The organism is Brachybacterium halotolerans (genome assembly GCF_016623465.1).
Classification (GTDB): domain Bacteria; phylum Actinomycetota; class Actinomycetes; order Actinomycetales; family Dermabacteraceae; genus Brachybacterium; species Brachybacterium halotolerans.
This window is the reverse complement of the sequence record NZ_JAEDAJ010000001.1, coordinates 152,227-170,137: the sequence shown is the minus strand read 5'-3', so window position 1 is coordinate 170,137 and position 17,911 is coordinate 152,227. Positions and strand designations below refer to the sequence as shown.

The window sequence follows — 17,911 nt, the reverse complement described above, 5'->3', positions numbered from 1 at the left end:
CTATCGGAGGTAAGTGGGGGCGCGCATCCCCGTCGCAGCGGGGTGCATCCGGGCAACGCGCTGCCACGGGTCGCACCGCTGTGATCCGTCGCCGTCCAGTGTACTGTCCGCGCGGCGGAGCCGGGCAGGGCGACCGGCCACCGGTCGCAGAACGGCGGGCGGCCGGCGACGGCCGGCGACGACCGGCCGCCGACCGCCTCCGGCTCAGACGGAGAGGGCCCGGGCGTGGGGCTCGACGGGCTGCGGGAGGGCCGTGGACCCCATCAGGTGGGCGTCCACGGCGGCCGCGCAGGAGCGGCCCTCGGCGATCGCCCAGACGATGAGGCTCTGCCCGCGGGCGCAGTCGCCCGCGGTGAACACTCCGTCGGCGCTCGTGCGCCAGGACTCGTCGTGCACGATGCTGCCGCGGTCGTCGAGCTCGACGTCGGCCTGCTCGAGTGCGCCCTCGCGGCGCGGGCCGGTGAAGCCCATCGCGATGAGCACGAGCTGGGCGGGCAGCACCTTCTCGGTGCCCGGCGTGGGGACGCGGCGGCCGTCCTCGACGCTCGTGCGCGCCACCCGGATTCCGGTGACCTCGCCGTCCTCGCCGACCTCGAAGCCGGTCGTGGAAGCGAGGTAGCTGCGCTCGCCCCCCTCCTCGTGGGAGCCGGAGACCTCGAAGAGCACGGGGTGCGTGGGCCAGGGGTGGGCCTCGTCGCGCTCTGTGGGCGGCTGGTAGCCGATCGCGAGCGTGGTGACGGAGCGGGCCCCCTGGCGCAGGGCGGTGCCCAGGCAGTCGGCGCCGGTGTCGCCGCCGCCGATGACGATGACGTCCTTGCCCTCGGCGCTGATCTGGTCGGCGACCTCGTCGCCCTCGACGCGGCGGTTCGCCTGCGTGAGGTACTCCATGGCGGGGTGGATGCCCGCGGCCTCGCGGCCGGGCACGGGCAGCTCGCGCGGGATCTGCGAACCGGTCGCGAGCACCACCGCGTCGAAGCGGCGGCGCAGCTGCTCCATGCTGATCGCGCCCTCGCCGCTGCCGCCCACGTCCACGCCGGTGCGGAAGCGGGTGCCCTCGGCGCGCATCTGCTCGAGGCGGCGGTCGACGTGGCGCTTCTCGAGCTTGAACTCGGGGATGCCGTAGCGCAGGAGCCCGCCGATGCGGTCGTCGCGCTCGAGGACGACCACGGAGTGGCCGGCGCGCGTGAGCTGCTGCGCGGCGGCGAGGCCCGCGGGCCCGGAGCCGACCACGGCGACCGAGCGACCGGTCTGCCGCTCGGGCTCCTGGGGCGTCACCCAGCCCTCGTCGAAGGCGCGATCGATGATCGAGACCTCGATGTTCTTGATGGTCACGGGCGGCTGGTTGATGCCGAGCACGCAGCTGGACTCGCAGGGCGCGGGGCAGGCGCGCCCGGTGAACTCGGGGAAGTTGTTGGTCGCGTGCAGGCGCTCGGAGGCGTCCCGCCAGTCCTCGCGGTAAACCAGCTCGTTCCACTCGGGGATGAGGTTGCCCAGCGGGCAGCCCTGGTGGCAGAAGGCGATGCCGCAGTCCATGCAGCGGCCCGCCTGGCGGGAGACGACGCCGAGCCGACCCTGCTCGCGGGACTCGTAGACCTCGCGCCAGTCCATGAGGCGCAGGGGCACGGGACGACGCGCGGGCAGCTCGCGGTCGCGGGTCTTCAGGAAGCCGCGGGGATCAGCCATGGGAACCCTCCAGGATCTCGTTCCACACCTCGTGGGAATCGGGGTCGATGCCGGCCTCCTGGGCGCGGTCTCGGATCTCGGTGACGCGCAGGAACGCGCGGGGGGCGATCTCGACGAGGCGCGAGATCAGGTCGTCCTCGTCCGCCAGGAGCGCATGGGCCCGGTCGGAGCCGGTGCGCCGGGCGTGCTCGCGCACGGCCTCGAGCACGAACTCGCGGTGGTCCTCGCGCACGGGCGTGATCTCGAAGGTCGGGGCGTCGGCGGGGTTGAGGTCGCTCTCGTCGAGGTCGAGGACGAACAGGGTGCCGCCGCTCATGCCGGCGCCGAGGTTCCTGCCGGTCGCGCCGAGGATGACGACGGCGCCGCCGGTCATGTACTCGGCGCCGTGGTCGCCGATGCCCTCGACGACCATCGTGGCGCCGGAGTTGCGCACGCCGAAGCGCTCCCCCGCGGCGCCGGCGAGGAACAGCTTGCCGCTGGTCGCGCCGTAGCCGCAGGTGTTGCCGGCGATGGTCGCGGAGGTCAGCGACGACGGGGTGCCCTCGCCGTGGCCGATTGCGAGCACGCCGCCGGAGAGGCCCTTGGCGACGTAGTCATTGGCGTCGCCCGTGAGCTCCATGGTGATGCCGCGCGGCAGGAAGGCGCCGAGCGACTGGCCGCCGGTGCCCTCGAGCTCGAGGCGGATGGTGTCCTCCGGCAGGCCCTCGGCGCGGTGGCGCCGGGTGACCTCGTGCCCCAGCTGGGTGCCGACGGTGCGCTGGATGTTGCGGACGCGGTCGCGGATGACGACGGCCTCGCCGCGCTCGAGCGCGGGCTCGGCGGCGGCGATCCAGGGGATGTCGGCCGCCTTCTCCAGGGAGTGGTCCTGGCCGCGCATGCGGCGCACGTGGTCGCCCGCGAAGACCTCGGGGGCGGCGAGCACCGGCGCGAGGTCGAGGCCCTGCTGCTTGAAGTGGCGGCGGGCGTCCTCGACGTCGAGCAGGTCGATGCGGCCGACGGCCTCGTCGAGCGAGCGCAGGCCGAGCGAGGCGAGGTGCTCGCGGACCTGCTCGGCGATGTACTCGAAGAAGGTGACCACGAAGTCGGCCTGCCCGGTGAAGCGGGCGCGCAGCTCGGGGTTCTGTGTGGCCACGCCCACGGGGCAGGTGTCCAGGTGGCACACGCGCATCATGATGCAGCCGGAGACCACGAGCGGGGCGGTCGCGAAGCCGAACTCCTCGGCGCCCAGGAGCGCGCCGATGATGACGTCGCGCCCGGTCTTCATCTGGCCGTCCACCTGCACGGTGATGCGGTCCCGCAGCCCGTTGAGCAGCAGGGTCTGCTGGGTCTCGGCGAGGCCGAGCTCCCAAGGGGTGCCCGCGTGCTTGAGGGAGTTCAGGGGGCTCGCGCCGGTCCCGCCGTCGTGCCCGGAGACGAGGACGACGTCGGCGTGGGCCTTGGAGACGCCGGCGGCGACCGTGCCGACGCCGAAGCGCGACACGAGCTTCACGTGGACGCGGGCCGCGGGGTTCGCGGACTTCGCGTCGTGGATCAGCTGGGCGAGGTCCTCGATCGAGTAGATGTCGTGGTGCGGCGGCGGGGAGATGAGGCCGATGCCGGGCGTCGAGTGCCGGGTGCGGGCGATCCACGGGTAGACCTTCTCCGGGGGCAGCTGGCCGCCCTCGCCGGGCTTCGCGCCCTGCGCCATCTTGATCTGGATGTCGCGCGCGAAGGTCAGGTACTCGCTGGTCACGCCGAAGCGGCCCGAGGCGATCTGCTTGATGGCGCTGTTGCGCTCCGGGTCGTGGAGGCGGTCGGGCTCCTCTCCGCCCTCCCCCGAGTTCGACATGCCGCCCAGGCGGTTCATGGCGATCGCGAGGGTCTCGTGGGCCTCCCGGGAGATCGAGCCGTAGCTCATGGCGCCGGTCATGAAGCGCGTGACGATCGAGGAGACCGGCTCGACCTCCTCCAGCGGCACCGGGGAGACCTCGTCGGTGCGCAGGCGCATGAGGCCGCGCAGGGTCATCAGCTGCGTGGACTGGTCGTCGACGAGCTCGGTGTAGCGGCGGAACTCCTCGTACTGCCGCGAGCGCGTGGAGTGCTGGAGGCGGAACACTGTCTCGGGGGTGAACAGGTGCGGCGGGCCCTCGCGGCGCCACTGGTACTCGCCGCCGACGTCGAGGCGGCGGTGCGCGTTGCGCAGGCCGTCGCGCGGATAGGCGAGGGCGTGGCGGGAGGCGTTCTCCTCGGCGATGACGTCGAGCCCGATGCCGTCGATGCGGCTGGTGGTGCCCGGGAAGAAGCGCTCGACGAGCTCGCGCGAGAGGCCCACGGCCTCGAAGAGCTGGCTGCCGCGGTAGGAGGCGACCGTCGAGATGCCCATCTTCGACATGATCTTCAGGACGCCCTTGGCGAGGGCCTGGAGGAGGTTCGCGACCGCCTGCTCGCCGCTGATGTCGCCGACGACACCGCGGCTGACGAGGTCCTCGGCGCTCTCCATGGCCAGGTAGGGGTTCACGGCGCTCGCGCCGTAGGCGATGAGCAGCGCGACGTGGTGGACCTCGCGCACGTCGCCCGCCTCGACCAGGAGGGCGGCGCGGGTGCGCCGGCCGGTGCGGATGAGGTGGTGCTGGACGGCGCTCGTGAGCAGCAGCGAGGGGATCGGGGCGAGCTCGGCGTTGGAGTCGCGGTCGGAGAGCACGAGGAAGGTCGCGCCGTCGTCGATCGCGCGCACCGCCTCCTCGCAGATCTCCTGGATCCGCTCCTCGAGAGCCGAGGCTCCCCCGCTCACGCGGTAGAGGCCGCGCAGGCGGGTGGTGTGGAAGTCCGCCGTCCCGGGATCGGAGTCGATGGTGAGGATCCGGGCCAGCTGCTCGTTGTCGATGACCGGCGCGGGCAGGGACAGCTGGCGCGCGTGCAGTGCGGTCGCGTCCAGCAGGTTGCGCGACTCGCCGATCGCGACGCCCAGGCTGGTGACCACTGCCTCGCGGATCGAATCGAGCGGCGGGTTCGTGACCTGGGCGAACTGCTGGGTGAAGTAGTCGAAGAGCAGGCGGGGGCGGTCCGAGAGCACGGCCGTGGGGGTGTCGGTGCCCATCGCGCCGATGGGCTCGGCGCCCTTGGCCGCCATCGGGCCCAGCAGGATCCGCAGCTCCTCCTCGGAGTACCCGAAGGTCTGCTGGCGGCGCACCACGGAGGAGCGCGAGTGCCAGATCGGCTCGCGCTGCGGGAGATCGGCGATGTCGACCTTCTGCTCGGAGAGCCAGCGCCTCCAGGGCCTGCTCGCGACGACCTCGTCCTTGACCTCCTGCGAGGTGAGCACGCGGCCGCCGACCAGGTCGACGGCGAACATCTCGCCGGGGGCGACGCGTCCCTTGCGCGCGACGTGCTCGGGCTCCATCTCGATCATGCCGGCCTCGGAGCCGAGGACCACGAGACCCTCGTCGCTCACCCAGTAGCGCAGGGGCCGCAGGCCGTTGCGATCGAGCTTCGCGCCCACCATGTCGCCGTCGCTGAAGACGAGCGCGGCAGGGCCGTCCCAGGGCTCCTGGATCATCGCGTGGAACTCGTAGAACGCCCGCAGGTCGGGGTCCATCGAGGTGTCGTTCTCCCAGGGCTCCGGGACCAGCATCATCATCGCGTGGGGCACGGAGCGGCCGGCGAGGTTCAGCAGCTCGAGGGCCTCGTCGAGGCTCGCGGAGTCCGAGGCCCCGGGCGAGTTCACGGGCAACAGGCGGCCCAGGTCCTCGCCGAACAGGGGCGAGGCCAGACGCCCCTCCGCCGCGCGCAGGCGGTTGCGGTTGCCGATCACCGTGTTGATCTCGCCGTTGTGGGCGAGCATCCGGAAGGGATGCGCGAGCGGCCAGGCCGGGAAGGTGTTGGTCGAGAAGCGCGAGTGGACGATCGCCACGGTCGACTCGAGCCGCGGATCGCGCAGGTCCGGGTAGAACTCGCCGAGCTGCGTGGTGGTGAGCATGCCCTTGTACACGAGGGTGCGCGCGGACAGGCTCGCGAAGTAGGCGCCCGTGGAGTGCTCGACCCGGCGGCGCACGGCGAAGGCGGCCCGCTCGAGGTCCAGGCCCGCGCGCTCGTGCGCGGCGTCCTCGAGGACGACCTGCGCGAAATGCGGCTGCGCGGCGCGCGCGCTGGGGCCGACGAGGCCGTCGACCACGGGCACGTCGCGCCACATGATCACGCGCAGACCCTCGTCCTCGGCGATGCGCTCGACGCGCTCCACCTCGAGGGCGCGCGCCCCGGGATCCTGGGCGAGGAAGGCCTGGCCGACCGCGAAGGCGCCCGGCGCGGGGAGCTCGGCACCGGCCTCGGCCGCCACGTCGGCGAGGAAGCGGTGAGGTACCTGCAGGAGGATCCCCGCACCGTCGCCCGTGGTCTCCTCGGCGCCGACGGCTCCCCGGTGGTCGAGGTTCTCGAGCGCCGTGAGGGCGTGTTCGATGATGTCGTGCCCGGGGGTGCGGCGCGTGGTGGCGATCATGGCGACGCCGCAGGCGTCGTGCTCGTCCTCGGGGCTGTACAGGCCGGTGGCCGGGGGCTGCGCGGAGAACCGCGAACGCAGGGGGATCATGGGCGTTCCTTCCGGGGCCGGTGCTGTGGACCGTGGCCCGCACAGGGGCCGTGACGCGGGTCCCGGAGGGCATGGCGCCACCCGGGGCCCCGATTGCCGTCGAGACAGACTACTGCCTGCGTCCGTCGTGCGGGATCTCAGCAGTCGCATCGTGAGACGCCCGTCCGCCGAGCGTGCGCCCGCGAGGGCGCCGGGTCGGTCAGTCGCGGCGCCTACGGCGGCCGCGGCGCGCATCGGGGGCGACGGTCCGCTCGACACCGTCGACACCGTCGACACCGTCGTGGCCGTCAGGGGCGGACGGGTCCGCGGGGGCCGACCCCTCCGCGGAGGCGGACGGGCCCGCGGGCGACGCGACGGCCAGGGTCCACGAGCCGTCGGCCGCGAGGACCTCTCCCCCGCGCCGCCGCCTGCGCCGGGTGAGCACCACGAGCACGACGATCGCGACCACGAGGACGACGATGGCCAGCACGGTGTGGATGCGCAGCGGGCCGATCATCGCGACGGGCTCGGTGCGCATGGCATCGATCCAGGCGCGCCCCGCCGAGTAGATCGCGGCGTAGAGCCAGAACACGCGGCCCCCGCCCAGCTGCAGGCGCTTCGCGATCGCGAGCAGCACGACCACGCCGACGAGGTTCCACAGAAGCTCGTAGAGGAACGTCGGGTGGTAGGTGCCGGGCACGCAACCGGGGATGGTCCCGCCGTTCTGGATGCAGGAGATGTCCAGTCCCCAGGGCAGGGACGTCCGCGGGCCGTAGAGCTCCTGGTTGAACCAGTTGCCCAGACGGCCGATCGCCTGGGCGACCATGAGGGTCGGTGCGATCGTGTCCGCGAGCGCCACGAAGGAGATGCCCTTGCGGCGGGCCATGAACCACACGGCCACGGCCCCGCCGGCGACGGCGCCGTAGATCGCGAGGCCGCCCTGCCAGATCTTGAGCACGTCCAGGAGGTTCCCGTCGGCCCCGAAGTAGGGAGCGGGAGAGGAGAGCACGTGCCAGATGCGCGCACCGATGATGCCGGCGACGACGGCGGCGAAGACGATGTCGAACATGTCCTCGCCCGTGCCCCCGCGGGACTCCCAGCGCTTGGTGGCCCACCAGAGGGCGACGCCGATGCCGGCGAGGATGCACAGGGCGTAGAAGTGGATCTCGAGCGGACCCAGGTGGATCGCGGAGATCGTGGGGCTGGGGATGTCGGCGAGGATCATGCGCGCACTCCGCTCCGGGCGCTCTCGACGCCCTCGCGCAGCTCTCGCGCCTTCGCCGCGAGGCGTGGCATGGGCACAGCGGCATCGAGGGAGGCCTCCGCCCCGGGGTCCGCTCCGTCGGCTCCCGCCGCGGCGAGGTCCTCCATGAGCGCCTTGACGAAGGCCGAGCCGACGATGACGCCGTCGGCGTAGGCGCCGACCTCCGCCGCCTGGGTCCCGGTGGAGACGCCGAGGCCGACGCAGACGTTGCGAGCGCCCGCGGCGCGGGTGCGCTCGACGAGCCCTCGGGTGGCCTCGCCGACGGAGTCGCGGGTGCCGGTCACGCCCATGGTCGAGGCGGCGTACACGAAGCCGGAGGCGTGGGAGACGACGTGCGAGAGTCGCTCGCGCGGGGAGCTGGGGGCCACGAGGAACACGCGGTCAAGCTCCTCCTCCTCGCTCGCGGTGAGCCAGTCCCCTGCCTCGTCGGGGATGAGGTCGGGGGTGATGAGCCCGGCGCCGCCCGCGGCGGCGAGGCGCTGCGCGAAGGAGGCGACGCCCTGCGCGAGGACGGGGTTCCAGTAGGTCATCACGAGGACGGCCGCGCCGCTCCCCCTCAGCGCCTCGACGGCCTCGAGGACGTGGTGGGTGCGGGTGCCGCCGGCCAGCGCCGCGGTCGCGGCCTGCTGGATGACGGGCCCGTCCATCACGGGGTCGGAGTAGGGCAGTCCCAGCTCGAGCACGTCGACGCCGTTGTCCACCAGGGTGCGCGCCGCCTGGATGCAGCGCTGCTGGTCGGGGAAGCCGACGGGCAGGTAGCCGACGAGCGCGGGGCGGCCCTCCGCGCGCGTGCGCTCGAGGACGTCTCCGGCCCGCAGCCGCGCAGTGGTGCTCATCGGTTCTCCTCCTCGGTGAGGGGCGTCGCGGGATCGGCCGCGGCGGTGGTCTCCGGACCGGCGGTCTCCGGGCTGGCGGCGCGGTCGGTCGGCAGGGTGCTGCGGGCGAGGTCGCGCAGGGCGGCGAGATCGCCGCGAGGAGCGGCGGCGCCGTCGGACCCGTCGGACCCGTCGGACCCGTCGGACGGATCGTCCAGGAGTCCGAACCAGCGGGAGGCGGTGTCCACGTCCTTGTCGCCTCGTCCCGAGAGGCTCACCAGGACGGTGGAGCCCTCGCCGAGCTCGCGGCCCAGCGCGAGCGCCCCGGCGAGGGCGTGCGCGGACTCGAGCGCGGGCATGATGCCCTCGGTCATGGAGAGCAGGGCGAAGGCGTCCATGGCCGCGTCGTCGTCGATCGCGCGGTACTCGGCGCGGCCGATCTCGGCGAGCCAGGCGTGCTCGGGGCCGACGCTCGGGTAGTCCAGGCCCGCGCTCACCGAATGGGAGGGGATGGTCTGGCCGTCGTCGTCCTGCATGACGAAGCTCCGGGCGCCGTGGAGGACGCCCGGGCTGCCGCCGCCGATGGTCGCGCTGTGGCGGCCGGTGGCGACGCCGTCCCCGCCGGCCTCGCAGCCGATCAGCCGGACGTCGGCGTCGTCGAGGAAGGCGTGGAAGATGCCCATCGCGTTGGAGCCGCCGCCCACGCAGGCGACGACAGCGTCGGGCAGGGCGCCCGTGCGCTCGAGGACCTGCTCGCGGGCCTCCTCGCCGATCACCCGGTGGAAGTCGCGAACCATCACCGGGAACGGGTGGGGGCCGGCCACGGTGCCCAGCAGGTAGTGGGTGGTCTCGACGTTCGTGACCCAGTCGCGGAAGGCCTCGTTGATCGCGTCCTTCAGGGTGCGCGAGCCGTGGGTCACGGGGACGACCTCGGCGCCCAGCAGGCGCATGCGGGCCACGTTCAGCGCCTGGCGCTCGGTGTCCTCCTCGCCCATGTAGATCGTGCAGTCCAGGCCGAACAGGGCCGCCGCCGTCGCGGTCGCGACGCCGTGCTGGCCGGCACCGGTCTCGGCGATCACACGGGTCTTGCCCATGCGCTGGGTGAGCAGGGCCTGGCCCAGCACGTTGTTGATCTTGTGGCTGCCGGTGTGGTTGAGGTCCTCGCGCTTGAGCAGCACGCGGGCGCCGCCGGCGAGGGCGGAGAACCGCGGCGCCTCGCTGAGCAGGGACGGGCGGCCCGTGTACTCGCGGGAGAGGCGCTGGAGCTCGGCGATGAAGTCGGGGTCGACGATCGCCTTCTCGTAGGCCTCGCGGATCTCGTCGAGCGCGGGCACGAGCGCCTCGGGCAGGAAGCGCCCGCCGAAGTCGCCGAAGTAGGGGCCGGCCTCGCTGCGCAGCGGGGTGTCCGGGCGCGGGAACAGGCTCTGGCTCATGCGTCGCCTCCGGGAGTCGTTCTCGTGGTGCTCGTGCCGACGCTGCTCGCGTCATCCCCGCCGGCGCGGCCGATCCGGCGGACGGATCGGAACTCCTCGACGCTGCGGCGGGGGTCGGGCCCCGTCACGAGGGCCTCGCCCACGAGCACGGCGTCGGCCCCGGCGCGGGCGTAGGACTCGACGTCGGCGACCGAGGCGACCGCGGACTCCCCGATCGCGAGGATCCCCGAGGGGATGTCGCCGAGCACGGCGGTCGCCCGGTCCAGGTGCACGTCGAGGGTGGTGAGGTCGCGCGCGTTCACGCCCACGATCGCGGCGTCAAGGGCGAGGGCGCGCTCGAGCTCCGCAGCGGTATGGGTCTCCACGAGCGCCTGCATGCCGAGCTCGCGGGTGAGGTCGTGCAGGTCCTTCAGGAGGGCGTCGTCGAGGGCCGCGACGATGAGCAGCACGAGGTCCGCCCCGTGGGCGCGGGCCTCGAGCACCTGGTAGTCCTCGACGGTGAAGTCCTTGCGCAGCACGGGGACGTCGACGGAATCGCGGACCGCGTCGAGGTCGGCGAGGCTGCCGCCGAAGCGGCGCTGCTCGGTGAGGACGCTGATCGCGCTCGCACCGGCGCCCGCGTAGATGTGGGCGAGCGCGGCGGGATCGGCGATCTCGGCGAGGTCGCCCTTCGAGGGGCTGCGTCGCTTGACCTCGGCGATCAGGCCCAGCGTGCTGCCGTCGCCCTCCAGGCTCGCGCGGGCGTCGCGGGCGGGGGCGGTCTGGGCGGCGAGGCGCTCGAGGGCGGGGCGCGGGAGCTGCGCGCGGCGCGTCGCGAGGTCCTCGCGGACCCCCTCGATGATGCTGTCGAGGACGGTGCCTGTCGCTGTCACGGACCCTCCTGGTCCCGGCTCGTGGAGCCTGGTCTGCGCGGACGATGCGGATGCGGCGCCGACGGGCCGCGTGCCCGTTCGGCGCCGGTGCTGCGTGCCGGCCTCGCGGGGCTCAGGCCCCGGGGACCAGCGAGGGCGCGGAGAGGAGCTCCAGGCCCGGGAGGTTGCGGGCGATCGTGAACACGGCCACCAGGGCGCCCAGGGCGATGAGCACGCTCTTGGGCGGGTCGATGATGCGATCGCGTCCGCGGACGCGATCGACGATCCACCGCACGTAGAGGGCGAGCACGACGGGCACGGCGAGCACGATCAGCGCGTTGCTGTGCAGGGCCAGCAGCGGATCGCCCGCGAGCAGCGCGTGCACGGCGCGGGTGGCGCCGCAGCCCGGGCAGTCCAGGCCGGTGAGCGCGTGCAGGGGGCACAGCGGCACGTCCTGGGTGAAGGGGTCGAAGACCGCCTGCACCCCGATCGCCGCCGCGGCGGCGGCCGCCGCCAGGGCGAGCGGCAGCACCGCTCCCCGGGCGCCGGCCCGCCGGGTCACTGCGCCGAGGCCCGGGTGCGCTTCTGGCCGAAGCCGGCGAGGCGCAGGACGAAGCTCACGATCATCGTGATCACCACGACGGCCACGCCGCCGATGATGATCGGCATGTCGCCGAGCACGATGCCGAGCGCCGCGACGATCGCACCGAGGACGCAGCCGACGGTGTTCACCCAGGCGGCGACGGTGCTGCCCTCGTTGTGCGGGGGCGGCGGCGGGACGGCGTACGTGCGGGGCATGGGTGACCTCTCGTGTGCGGGGGCGGATGGGTCCTATTCTGCCACGCGCCCGGAGTCCCCCGGCGGCTCGGTCCGTGTGTCGTCGGCCGGGTCATCAGCCGGGTCGTCGGACGGATCCTCCCCGCGGCTCAGCGCGTCCCAAGCGGCCGCCGGGTCGTCGGAGGGGTCGAGCTCGGCGGGCGCGACCTCGCGGGAGGCGTCGCGCTGGTAGCGGGAGCGGCGACGGGGCCAGCGCCCGCCGACGGCCAGCACCAGCACGCCGATGACCACGAGCAGCACGGCGGGCACGAGCGCGACGAGCGGCCAGATGCTCGCCTCCGCGTCGATCGACCCGCCCACCACGCCCGTGGCCTCGGCGACCGCCGAGGTCGAGCCGCTCACGGCGTCGGCCCGCACGGTGATCGCGGAGACGGCGGCGCCGATGCCCGCGAGGACCAGCACCGGTCCGGTGATGAAGCGCACCCAGCGCGAGGCGAGCGTGGTCGCGACCGCGGCGGCGCCGCCCACGAGGGCGAGGGCGAGCACGGCGGGGGCGGCGTCCTGCCCGGTGACGTCGATGCTCTGCTTGGCGCCCGTGAAGCCGGCGGCCAGGGCCGTCGCCCAGGTCGCGCGGGTCATCCCCGCGAGCGCGAGGGACATGACGAGGGCGGCGAGCACGAGGCTGCGCCGGGTCAGCAGCGCCCTCATGCGTCGCGCACCGTCTGCGCGGAGGCGACCGCGCGCAGGGCGGCGGCTGCCTTGGTCTGGGACTCGCGGTGCTCGGCCACGGGGTCGGAGTCGGCGACGATCCCGCCCCCGGACTGCACGTGCGCGGTGCCGTCCTTGATCACGGCGGTGCGGATCGCGATGGCCATGTCCATGTCCCCGGCGAAGTCGATGTATCCCACGGTGCCTCCGTAGACCCCGCGGCGCACCGGCTCGAGCCGGTCGATGATCTGCATCGCCCGCGGCTTCGGCGCCCCGGAGAGGGTGCCGGCCGGGAACGTCGCGCGCAGGGCGTCGTAGGCGCTCGCGTCGGCGCGCAGGGTGCCGGTGACATCGCTCGAGATGTGCTGGATGTGGCTGAAGCGCTCGATGTGCATGAGGTCGCGCACGGTGACGCTGCCGGGCTCGCAGACCTTCTGCAGGTCGTTGCGCGCGAGGTCGACGAGCATCAGGTGCTCGCTGCGCTCCTTGGGGTCCGCCAGCAGCTCCTCCGCGAGGCGGGAGTCCTCCTCAGGGCTCGCGCCGCGCGGCCGGGAGCCGGCGATCGGGTGCGTGCCGGCGGTGCGCCCGCGCACGGTGACGAGGGCCTCGGGACTCGCGCCCACCACGTGGATCGGCGCGCCGTCGCCGTCCACGGTCCGCAGCAGGTACATGTACGGGCTGGGGTTCATGCGCCGCAGCACCCGGTAGACGTCCAGCGGATCCGCGGCGGTGGGCAGGGAGAAGCGCTGCGAGGGCACGACCTGGAAGATCTCGCCGTCGACGATGTCGCGGACGGCCTCGCGCACGGACTGCTGGTACTCGAGCTCGGCCGTGCGGGCCTTGGGCTCGACCTCCCGGACCGTGTCGTAGACGGCGGCGCGGGCGGGCAGCGGGCGGTGCAGCGCCGCGCGCAGCGCGTCCAGGCGCGCGAGGGCGTCGTCGTAGGCCTCGTCGACGCGCTCGTCGGTGCCGTCGAGGTTGAGGGCGTTGGCGACCAGCAGCACGGTGCCGTCGTGCGCATCGTGCACGGCGACGTCCTGGGCGAGCAACATCGAGAGGTCGGGGACGCCGATCTCGTCGGGCGGGGCGTCGGGCAGCTTCTCCCAGTGGCGCACGGCGTCGTAGGCGACGAACCCGACCAGGCCGCCGGTGAAGGGCGGCAGCTGCGGGAGGCGCGCGGAGCGGAAGGCGTCGGCGACGGAGTCCAGGGCCTGCATCGGGTCCCCGTCCTCGGGGACCCCCGCGGGCACGTCGCCGATCCAATGGGCCTGGCCGTCCTTCTCGGTGAGGACGGCGCGGGCGCGGGCGCCGATGATCGACCAGCGGGATGCTTCGCCCTCCCCCGCGCTCTCGAGCAGGAAGGTGCCGCGGGGGTCCTCCTGGTCGACGATGCGCCGGTAGAGCGTGAGCGGGGTGTCCTCGTCGGCGAGCACGCGGAGGGTCACGGGGACGATCCGCTGCTGGGCGGCCAGCGCTCGAAAGGTCTCGCGATCGGGCTGGATCACCCCGAGGGCATCGCCCTCGATCCCGCCGATGAGCTCCGGGTAGGAGGCTGCGGCGCTCGCGCCCTCGGGGGCCGACGGGCGGGTCCGCTCCGGGTGCGGCTGATCGGTCGTGGTCATCCCTCGGTGTCCTCCTCGGGGCGGTTCTCGACGGCGGTCTCGGCGGTGGGCACCGTGGGCGCGCCGGCGGGCGCGCTGGGCGCGGCGGCGTCGGCAGCAGGGGCGCGATCGTCCGGGCCGAGCACCCGGACGGGAAGCTCTCCGCCCACGAAGCAGGTGGCGGTGCCGCGGTGGCAGGCCGGGCCGATCTGGTCGACCTCGACGAGCAGCGTGTCGCCGTCGCAGTCGAGGGCGGCCGAGCGCACGTACTGCACGTTCCCGCTGGTGTCGCCCTTGCGCCAGTACTCCTGGCGCGAACGGGACCAGAACGTCACGCGGCCCTCGGTGAGGGTGCGGCGCAGGGCCTCGTCGTCCATCCAGCCCACCATGAGCACGCGGCCGTCCTCGTGGTCCTGGATGACGGCGGGCACGAGGCCCGCGGCGTCGTGGGTGAGGCGCTGCGCGATCGCCGGGTCCAGCGCGGGGCCGTCGTTCACAGCGCCCTCGCGAGCTCGTCGGCCCGGTCCGTGCGCTCCCAGGTGAACTCGGGCAGCTCGCGGCCGAAGTGGCCGTGGGCCGAGGTCAGGGTGAAGATGGGGCGCAGCAGGTCCAGGGCGTCGATGATCGCGGCGGGGCGCAGGTCGAAGACCTTCTCGATGGCGCGGGCGATCTGGTGGTCGGGCACGGTGCCGGTGCCGAAGGTCTCGACGTACAGGCCCACGGGCGCGGCCACGCCGATCGCGTAGGCGACCTGGACCTCGCAGCGCTTCGCGAGCCCCGCGGCGACGACGTTCTTGGCGACCCAGCGCATGGCGTAGGCGCCCGAGCGGTCGACCTTGCTGGGGTCCTTGCCGCTGAATGCGCCGCCGCCGTGGCGGGCCATCCCGCCGTAGGTGTCGACGATGATCTTGCGGCCCGTGAGGCCGGCGTCGCCCTTGGGGCCGCCGATGACGAAGCGACCGGAGGGGTTGATGTGGAAGCGCACCTCGGAGGTGTCCAGGCCGATGCCCTCGAGCTCCTCCAGGACGGGTGCGATGACGACCTGGCGGATGCCGGGATCGAGCTGCGCGGCGATGTCGACGTCCTCGTCGTGCTGGGTGGAGACGACGACCGCCTCGACGCTGCGCGCGACGTCGTTCTCGTCGTAGCCGATGGTGACCTGGGTCTTCCCGTCGGGCCGCAGATAGGGCAGGACCCCGCTGCGACGGGCCTCGGAGAGGTTCGAGGAGAGGCGGTGGGCGGCGTGGATCGGCAGCGGCATGAGGGTCGGAGTGTCCGAGCACGCATAGCCGAACATGAGTCCCTGGTCGCCCGCGCCGAGGTCGCCGAAGCGCTCGGCGGAGCCGCCGTCCCGCTGCTCCCAGGAGGTGTCGACACCCGCGGCGATGTCGGGGCTCTGGGAGCCGATGGAGACCTCGATGCCGCAGCTGTCGGCGTCGAAGCCCTTCGCGGAGGAGTCGTAGCCGATCTCGCGGATCACGTCGCGCACGATCCGCTGCACGTCGGTGTACCCCGAGGTGCGCACCTCTCCGGCGACGTGCACGAGCCCCGTGGTCACCATGGTCTCGACGGCGACGCGCGCGCCGGTGTCCTGGCCGAGCATGTCGTCGAGGATGGCGTCGGAGATCTGATCGCAGATCTTGTCGGGGTGCCCCTCGGTGACCGACTCGGAGGTGAAGCTGCGCAGGTCGTGCGATGTCATGGGGTCCAGCGTACGTTGCCCAGCCTGCTCGCGACCTGCGTGAGCACAGCGTGGGCGACCGCCGTCTTGGACCCCTCGGCGCGGGCCACGTCCGCGCCCTCGGCGTCGAGGATCTCGATCGCCGTGTCCTCGGCGCCGAAGACCCCGCGGCTGACGTCGTTGAACACCAGGAGGTCGGCCTGCTTGCGGCGCGCCTTCTCGCGCGCGAGCTCGAGGGATGTGCGGCCCTCTCCCCCGGTCTCCGCGGCGAATCCGACGATGACATGCGGGTTCACGCGGGTTCCCGCGGACGCCGCGGCCTGGTCGCGACGCTCCCGGCGGTCCGACACGCTCGCGGCGAGCACGTCCTGGGTGCGACGCAGCGCGAGCGAGGGGACGTCAACCTCACCGGTCTTCTTGATCTTCGCCTCGGCGCGCTGGGCAGGGGTGAAATCTGCCACGGCGGCCGCCATCACGAGCGCATCGGCGCCCTCGCGCTCGGCGGCGACGGCGAAGGCGAGATCGGCGGCGCTCGTGACGTCGACGCGGCGGGCGCCGGGCGGCGTCTCGAGGTCGACGTTCGCGGCGATCAGCGTGACCTCGGCTCCGCGCGCGAGGGCCGCGTGGGCGAGGGCGAAGCCCTGCTTCCCGGACGAGTGGTTGGCGAGGAAGCGGACGGGGTCGATCTCCTCGCGGGTGCCGCCGGCGCTGATCAGCACGCGCGCGCCCTCGAGGTCCGGCACGACGGCGCCGCGCTCGTCGCGCGGGGCGGTGAGCTGCGCGCGGGCGGCGTCGAGGATCGCCTCGGGCTCGGGGAGGCGGCCGGGGCCGCTGTCGGGGCCGGTGAGCCGGCCGACGGCGGGCTCGAGCACCCGCACGCCGCGCTCGCGCAGAACCGCCACGTTCTCGCGGGTCGCCGGGTTCTCCCACATCTCGGTGTGCATGGCCGGCGCGAGGAGGGCCCGGGGGCCGGCCATGAGCAGGGTCGCGCTCAGCAGGTCGTCGGCCCGTCCGCCGCGGACACGCGCCAGCAGGTCGGCCGTCGCGGGGACGACCAGCACGAGGTCGGCCTCCTGGCCGAGCCGCACATGAGCGACCTCGTCGACGTCCTCGAAGACGCTCGTGGTGACCGGGTGGTGGCTGAGGGCCTCCCAGGTCGCAGCGCCCACGAACTCGAGGGAGGAGGCGGTCGGGACCACGCGGAGGTCGGCTCCGGACGCGACAAGGCCGCGCACCACGTGCGCGGCCTTGTAGGCGGCGATCCCGCCGCTCACGCCCAGCAGGACGCGGGCTCCGCGGATCCCATCGGCGATCTGGGTCATCTCAGCAGGATCCTCGCGATGCTCGGCGGATCTCGAGGGGACTCCCCCGAGTGCGCTCAGAAGGAGAAGTCGGTGGACGGCGGCTCGGGCGCGTCCTCGCCGAGCTGCAGCGGGGCCAGCGAGGACTCCGACTCGGCCTGCTTCTTGGCCTCGAGCTCGGCCTCGTCGATCTCGCGGGCGACCAGGAGGCCCTCGTCGATCTCACGCAGGGCGATGGAGAGCGGCTTCTCCTGGTTCTCGACGTCCACCAGGGGGCCGACGTACTCGAGCAGGCCCTCGGAGAGCTGCGAGTAGTAGGCGTTGATCTGGCGGGCGCGCTGCGAGGAGTAGAGCACGAGCGCGTACTTCGAGTCGACGTCCTCGAGGAGGCGGTCGATCGGCGGGTTCGTGATGCCCTCGGGCTGGGCGACGGTTCCGAACACGGAAGGTCCCTTCGATTGACGATGTGCACGGCGCTGCCGGGCCGGCGGTGAGCTGGGCTCGCGGGGCGCGCCGCATGCGACCACCCAGAATACGCCCTGATCCCCACGCTGGCGAGCGGTGGGCGGGCGGGCTGCGTCACGCCCGTGCGCGGTCGGCGCGCAGCCCTCGCCGGATCGGGGTCAGCCGCGCTGCGGGGCGACGCCGATGAGGGCGGCCAGACGATCGGTGGCGTCGGCGACCGTGTCGTTGATGATGGTGACGTCGAACTCGCTCTCGGCGGCGAGCTCGACGCGCGCGGTGGCCAGGCGCCTCTCGCGCTCCTCGGCGTCCTCGGTGCCGCGGCCGACGAGCCGCTCGACGAGCGACTCCCAGTCCGGAGGGGCGAGGAAGACGAAGAGTGCCTCGGGCATGGTCTCGCGGACCTGCCGCGCTCCCGCGAGGTCGATCTCCAGGAGCACGGGGCGGCCGTCGGCGATGCGCTGCTCGACCGCGCCGCGGGGCGTGCCGTAGCGGTTGCGCCCGTGGACGATCGCCCATTCGAGCATCTGACCGGTCTCGACCAGGCGGGTGAACTCCTCGTCGCTGACGAAGGAGTAGTGCACGCCGTCGATCTCACCGGGGCGCGGGGCGCGCGTGGTCGCCGAGACGGACAGCCACACGTCGGGATAGCGCTCGCGCATCGCCGCGGAGACGGTGCCCTTGCCCACGGCCGTGGGGCCGGCGAGCACAGTGACAGGGACGCGGGGGGGGGGGGGGGGGCCCGCCCCCCCCCCCCCCCGCCCCCCCCGGGGGGGGGGGGGGGGGGGTGCGGGG

At 73.6% G+C, this 17,911-nt stretch carries 14 protein-coding genes and 1 pseudogene; all 15 read right to left on the bottom strand.

The features are described from left to right. Nucleotides 1-204: 204 nt before the first annotated feature. Nucleotides 205-1,683, bottom strand: a complete 1,479-nt coding sequence (locus tag I8D64_RS00755; RefSeq protein WP_200500615.1) for a glutamate synthase subunit beta — start codon at nucleotides 1,681-1,683, stop codon at nucleotides 205-207. Next, the gene (gene gltB / locus I8D64_RS00750; RefSeq protein ID WP_200500614.1) at nucleotides 1,676-6,244 is read right to left on the bottom strand and encodes a glutamate synthase large subunit; all 4,569 of its coding nucleotides are present in this window, start codon (nucleotides 6,242-6,244) and stop codon (nucleotides 1,676-1,678) included. The genes I8D64_RS00755 and gltB overlap by 8 nt, the downstream gene beginning before the upstream one ends. Before the next feature lie 199 nt (nucleotides 6,245-6,443). Continuing rightward, the gene (lgt, locus tag I8D64_RS00745) at nucleotides 6,444-7,448 is read right to left on the bottom strand and encodes a prolipoprotein diacylglyceryl transferase (protein WP_200500613.1); all 1,005 of its coding nucleotides are present in this window, start codon (nucleotides 7,446-7,448) and stop codon (nucleotides 6,444-6,446) included. After that, on the bottom strand, nucleotides 7,445-8,323 hold the full coding sequence (gene trpA, locus I8D64_RS00740) for a tryptophan synthase subunit alpha (RefSeq protein ID WP_200500612.1): 879 nt from the start codon (nucleotides 8,321-8,323) through the stop codon (nucleotides 7,445-7,447). The genes lgt and trpA overlap by 4 nt, the downstream gene beginning before the upstream one ends. After that, entirely contained in the window at nucleotides 8,320-9,735 is a 1,416-nt protein-coding gene (trpB, locus tag I8D64_RS00735) for a tryptophan synthase subunit beta (protein ID WP_200500611.1), read from the bottom strand. The genes trpA and trpB overlap by 4 nt, the downstream gene beginning before the upstream one ends. Then, the gene (gene trpC, locus I8D64_RS00730; protein WP_200500610.1) at nucleotides 9,732-10,607 is read right to left on the bottom strand and encodes an indole-3-glycerol phosphate synthase TrpC; all 876 of its coding nucleotides are present in this window, start codon (nucleotides 10,605-10,607) and stop codon (nucleotides 9,732-9,734) included. Before trpC ends, trpB begins: the two co-directional genes overlap by 4 nt. Before the next feature lie 112 nt (nucleotides 10,608-10,719). Further along, nucleotides 10,720-11,118, bottom strand: coding sequence for a DUF2752 domain-containing protein (locus tag I8D64_RS00725; protein ID WP_343068373.1), 399 nt, complete (start codon nucleotides 11,116-11,118; stop codon nucleotides 10,720-10,722). A 26-nt stretch (nucleotides 11,119-11,144) separates the two neighbouring features. Then, nucleotides 11,145-11,384 (bottom strand): HGxxPAAW family protein, encoded by a 240-nt coding sequence (locus I8D64_RS00720; protein WP_200500608.1) that lies wholly within the window; start codon nucleotides 11,382-11,384, stop codon nucleotides 11,145-11,147. A 33-nt stretch (nucleotides 11,385-11,417) separates the two neighbouring features. After that, nucleotides 11,418-12,071: a Trp biosynthesis-associated membrane protein gene (locus I8D64_RS00715; protein ID WP_200500607.1), complete on the bottom strand. Its 654-nt coding sequence runs from the start codon at nucleotides 12,069-12,071 to the stop codon at nucleotides 11,418-11,420. Further along, nucleotides 12,068-13,693, bottom strand: a complete 1,626-nt coding sequence (locus tag I8D64_RS00710) for an anthranilate synthase component I (protein ID WP_200500606.1) — start codon at nucleotides 13,691-13,693, stop codon at nucleotides 12,068-12,070. The genes I8D64_RS00715 and I8D64_RS00710 overlap by 4 nt, the downstream gene beginning before the upstream one ends. 122 nt (nucleotides 13,694-13,815) lie before the next feature. Continuing rightward, nucleotides 13,816-14,169: pseudogene (hisI, locus tag I8D64_RS17070) on the bottom strand (phosphoribosyl-AMP cyclohydrolase); the annotation flags it as partial. Continuing rightward, nucleotides 14,166-15,374: a methionine adenosyltransferase gene (gene metK / locus I8D64_RS00700; protein ID WP_200500604.1), complete on the bottom strand. Its 1,209-nt coding sequence runs from the start codon at nucleotides 15,372-15,374 to the stop codon at nucleotides 14,166-14,168. The pseudogene hisI and the gene metK, both read right to left, overlap by 4 nt. Next, nucleotides 15,371-16,675 (bottom strand): bifunctional phosphopantothenoylcysteine decarboxylase/phosphopantothenate--cysteine ligase CoaBC, encoded by a 1,305-nt coding sequence (coaBC, locus tag I8D64_RS00695; RefSeq protein WP_200500603.1) that lies wholly within the window; start codon nucleotides 16,673-16,675, stop codon nucleotides 15,371-15,373. Before coaBC ends, metK begins: the two co-directional genes overlap by 4 nt. A gap of 56 nt (nucleotides 16,676-16,731) precedes the next feature. After that, nucleotides 16,732-17,097, bottom strand: a complete 366-nt coding sequence (rpoZ, locus tag I8D64_RS00690; RefSeq protein WP_152353056.1) for a DNA-directed RNA polymerase subunit omega — start codon at nucleotides 17,095-17,097, stop codon at nucleotides 16,732-16,734. Between the two features lie 180 nt (nucleotides 17,098-17,277). Then, nucleotides 17,278-17,826, bottom strand: a complete 549-nt coding sequence (gmk, locus tag I8D64_RS00685; RefSeq protein WP_200500602.1) for a guanylate kinase — start codon at nucleotides 17,824-17,826, stop codon at nucleotides 17,278-17,280. Nucleotides 17,827-17,911 lie beyond the last annotated feature (85 nt).

Excerpts from the sequence above, each read along its gene's own strand:
- I8D64_RS00715 (WP_200500607.1), bottom strand. The coding sequence starts at position 12,071 with ATGAGGGCGCTGCTGACCCGGCGCAGCCTCGTGCTCGCCGCCCTCGTC.
- I8D64_RS00710 (WP_200500606.1), bottom strand. The coding sequence starts at position 13,693 with ATGACCACGACCGATCAGCCGCACCCGGAGCGGACCCGCCCGTCGGCC.
- I8D64_RS00720 (WP_200500608.1), bottom strand. The coding sequence starts at position 11,384 with ATGCCCCGCACGTACGCCGTCCCGCCGCCGCCCCCGCACAACGAGGGC.
- metK (WP_200500604.1), bottom strand. The coding sequence starts at position 15,374 with ATGACATCGCACGACCTGCGCAGCTTCACCTCCGAGTCGGTCACCGAG.
- coaBC (WP_200500603.1), bottom strand. The coding sequence starts at position 16,675 with ATGACCCAGATCGCCGATGGGATCCGCGGAGCCCGCGTCCTGCTGGGC.
- trpB (WP_200500611.1), bottom strand. The coding sequence starts at position 9,735 with ATGAGCCAGAGCCTGTTCCCGCGCCCGGACACCCCGCTGCGCAGCGAG.
- I8D64_RS00755 (WP_200500615.1), bottom strand. The coding sequence starts at position 1,683 with ATGGCTGATCCCCGCGGCTTCCTGAAGACCCGCGACCGCGAGCTGCCC.
- gltB (WP_200500614.1), bottom strand. The coding sequence starts at position 6,244 with ATGATCCCCCTGCGTTCGCGGTTCTCCGCGCAGCCCCCGGCCACCGGC.
- lgt (WP_200500613.1), bottom strand. The coding sequence starts at position 7,448 with ATGATCCTCGCCGACATCCCCAGCCCCACGATCTCCGCGATCCACCTG.
- trpA (WP_200500612.1), bottom strand. The coding sequence starts at position 8,323 with ATGAGCACCACTGCGCGGCTGCGGGCCGGAGACGTCCTCGAGCGCACG.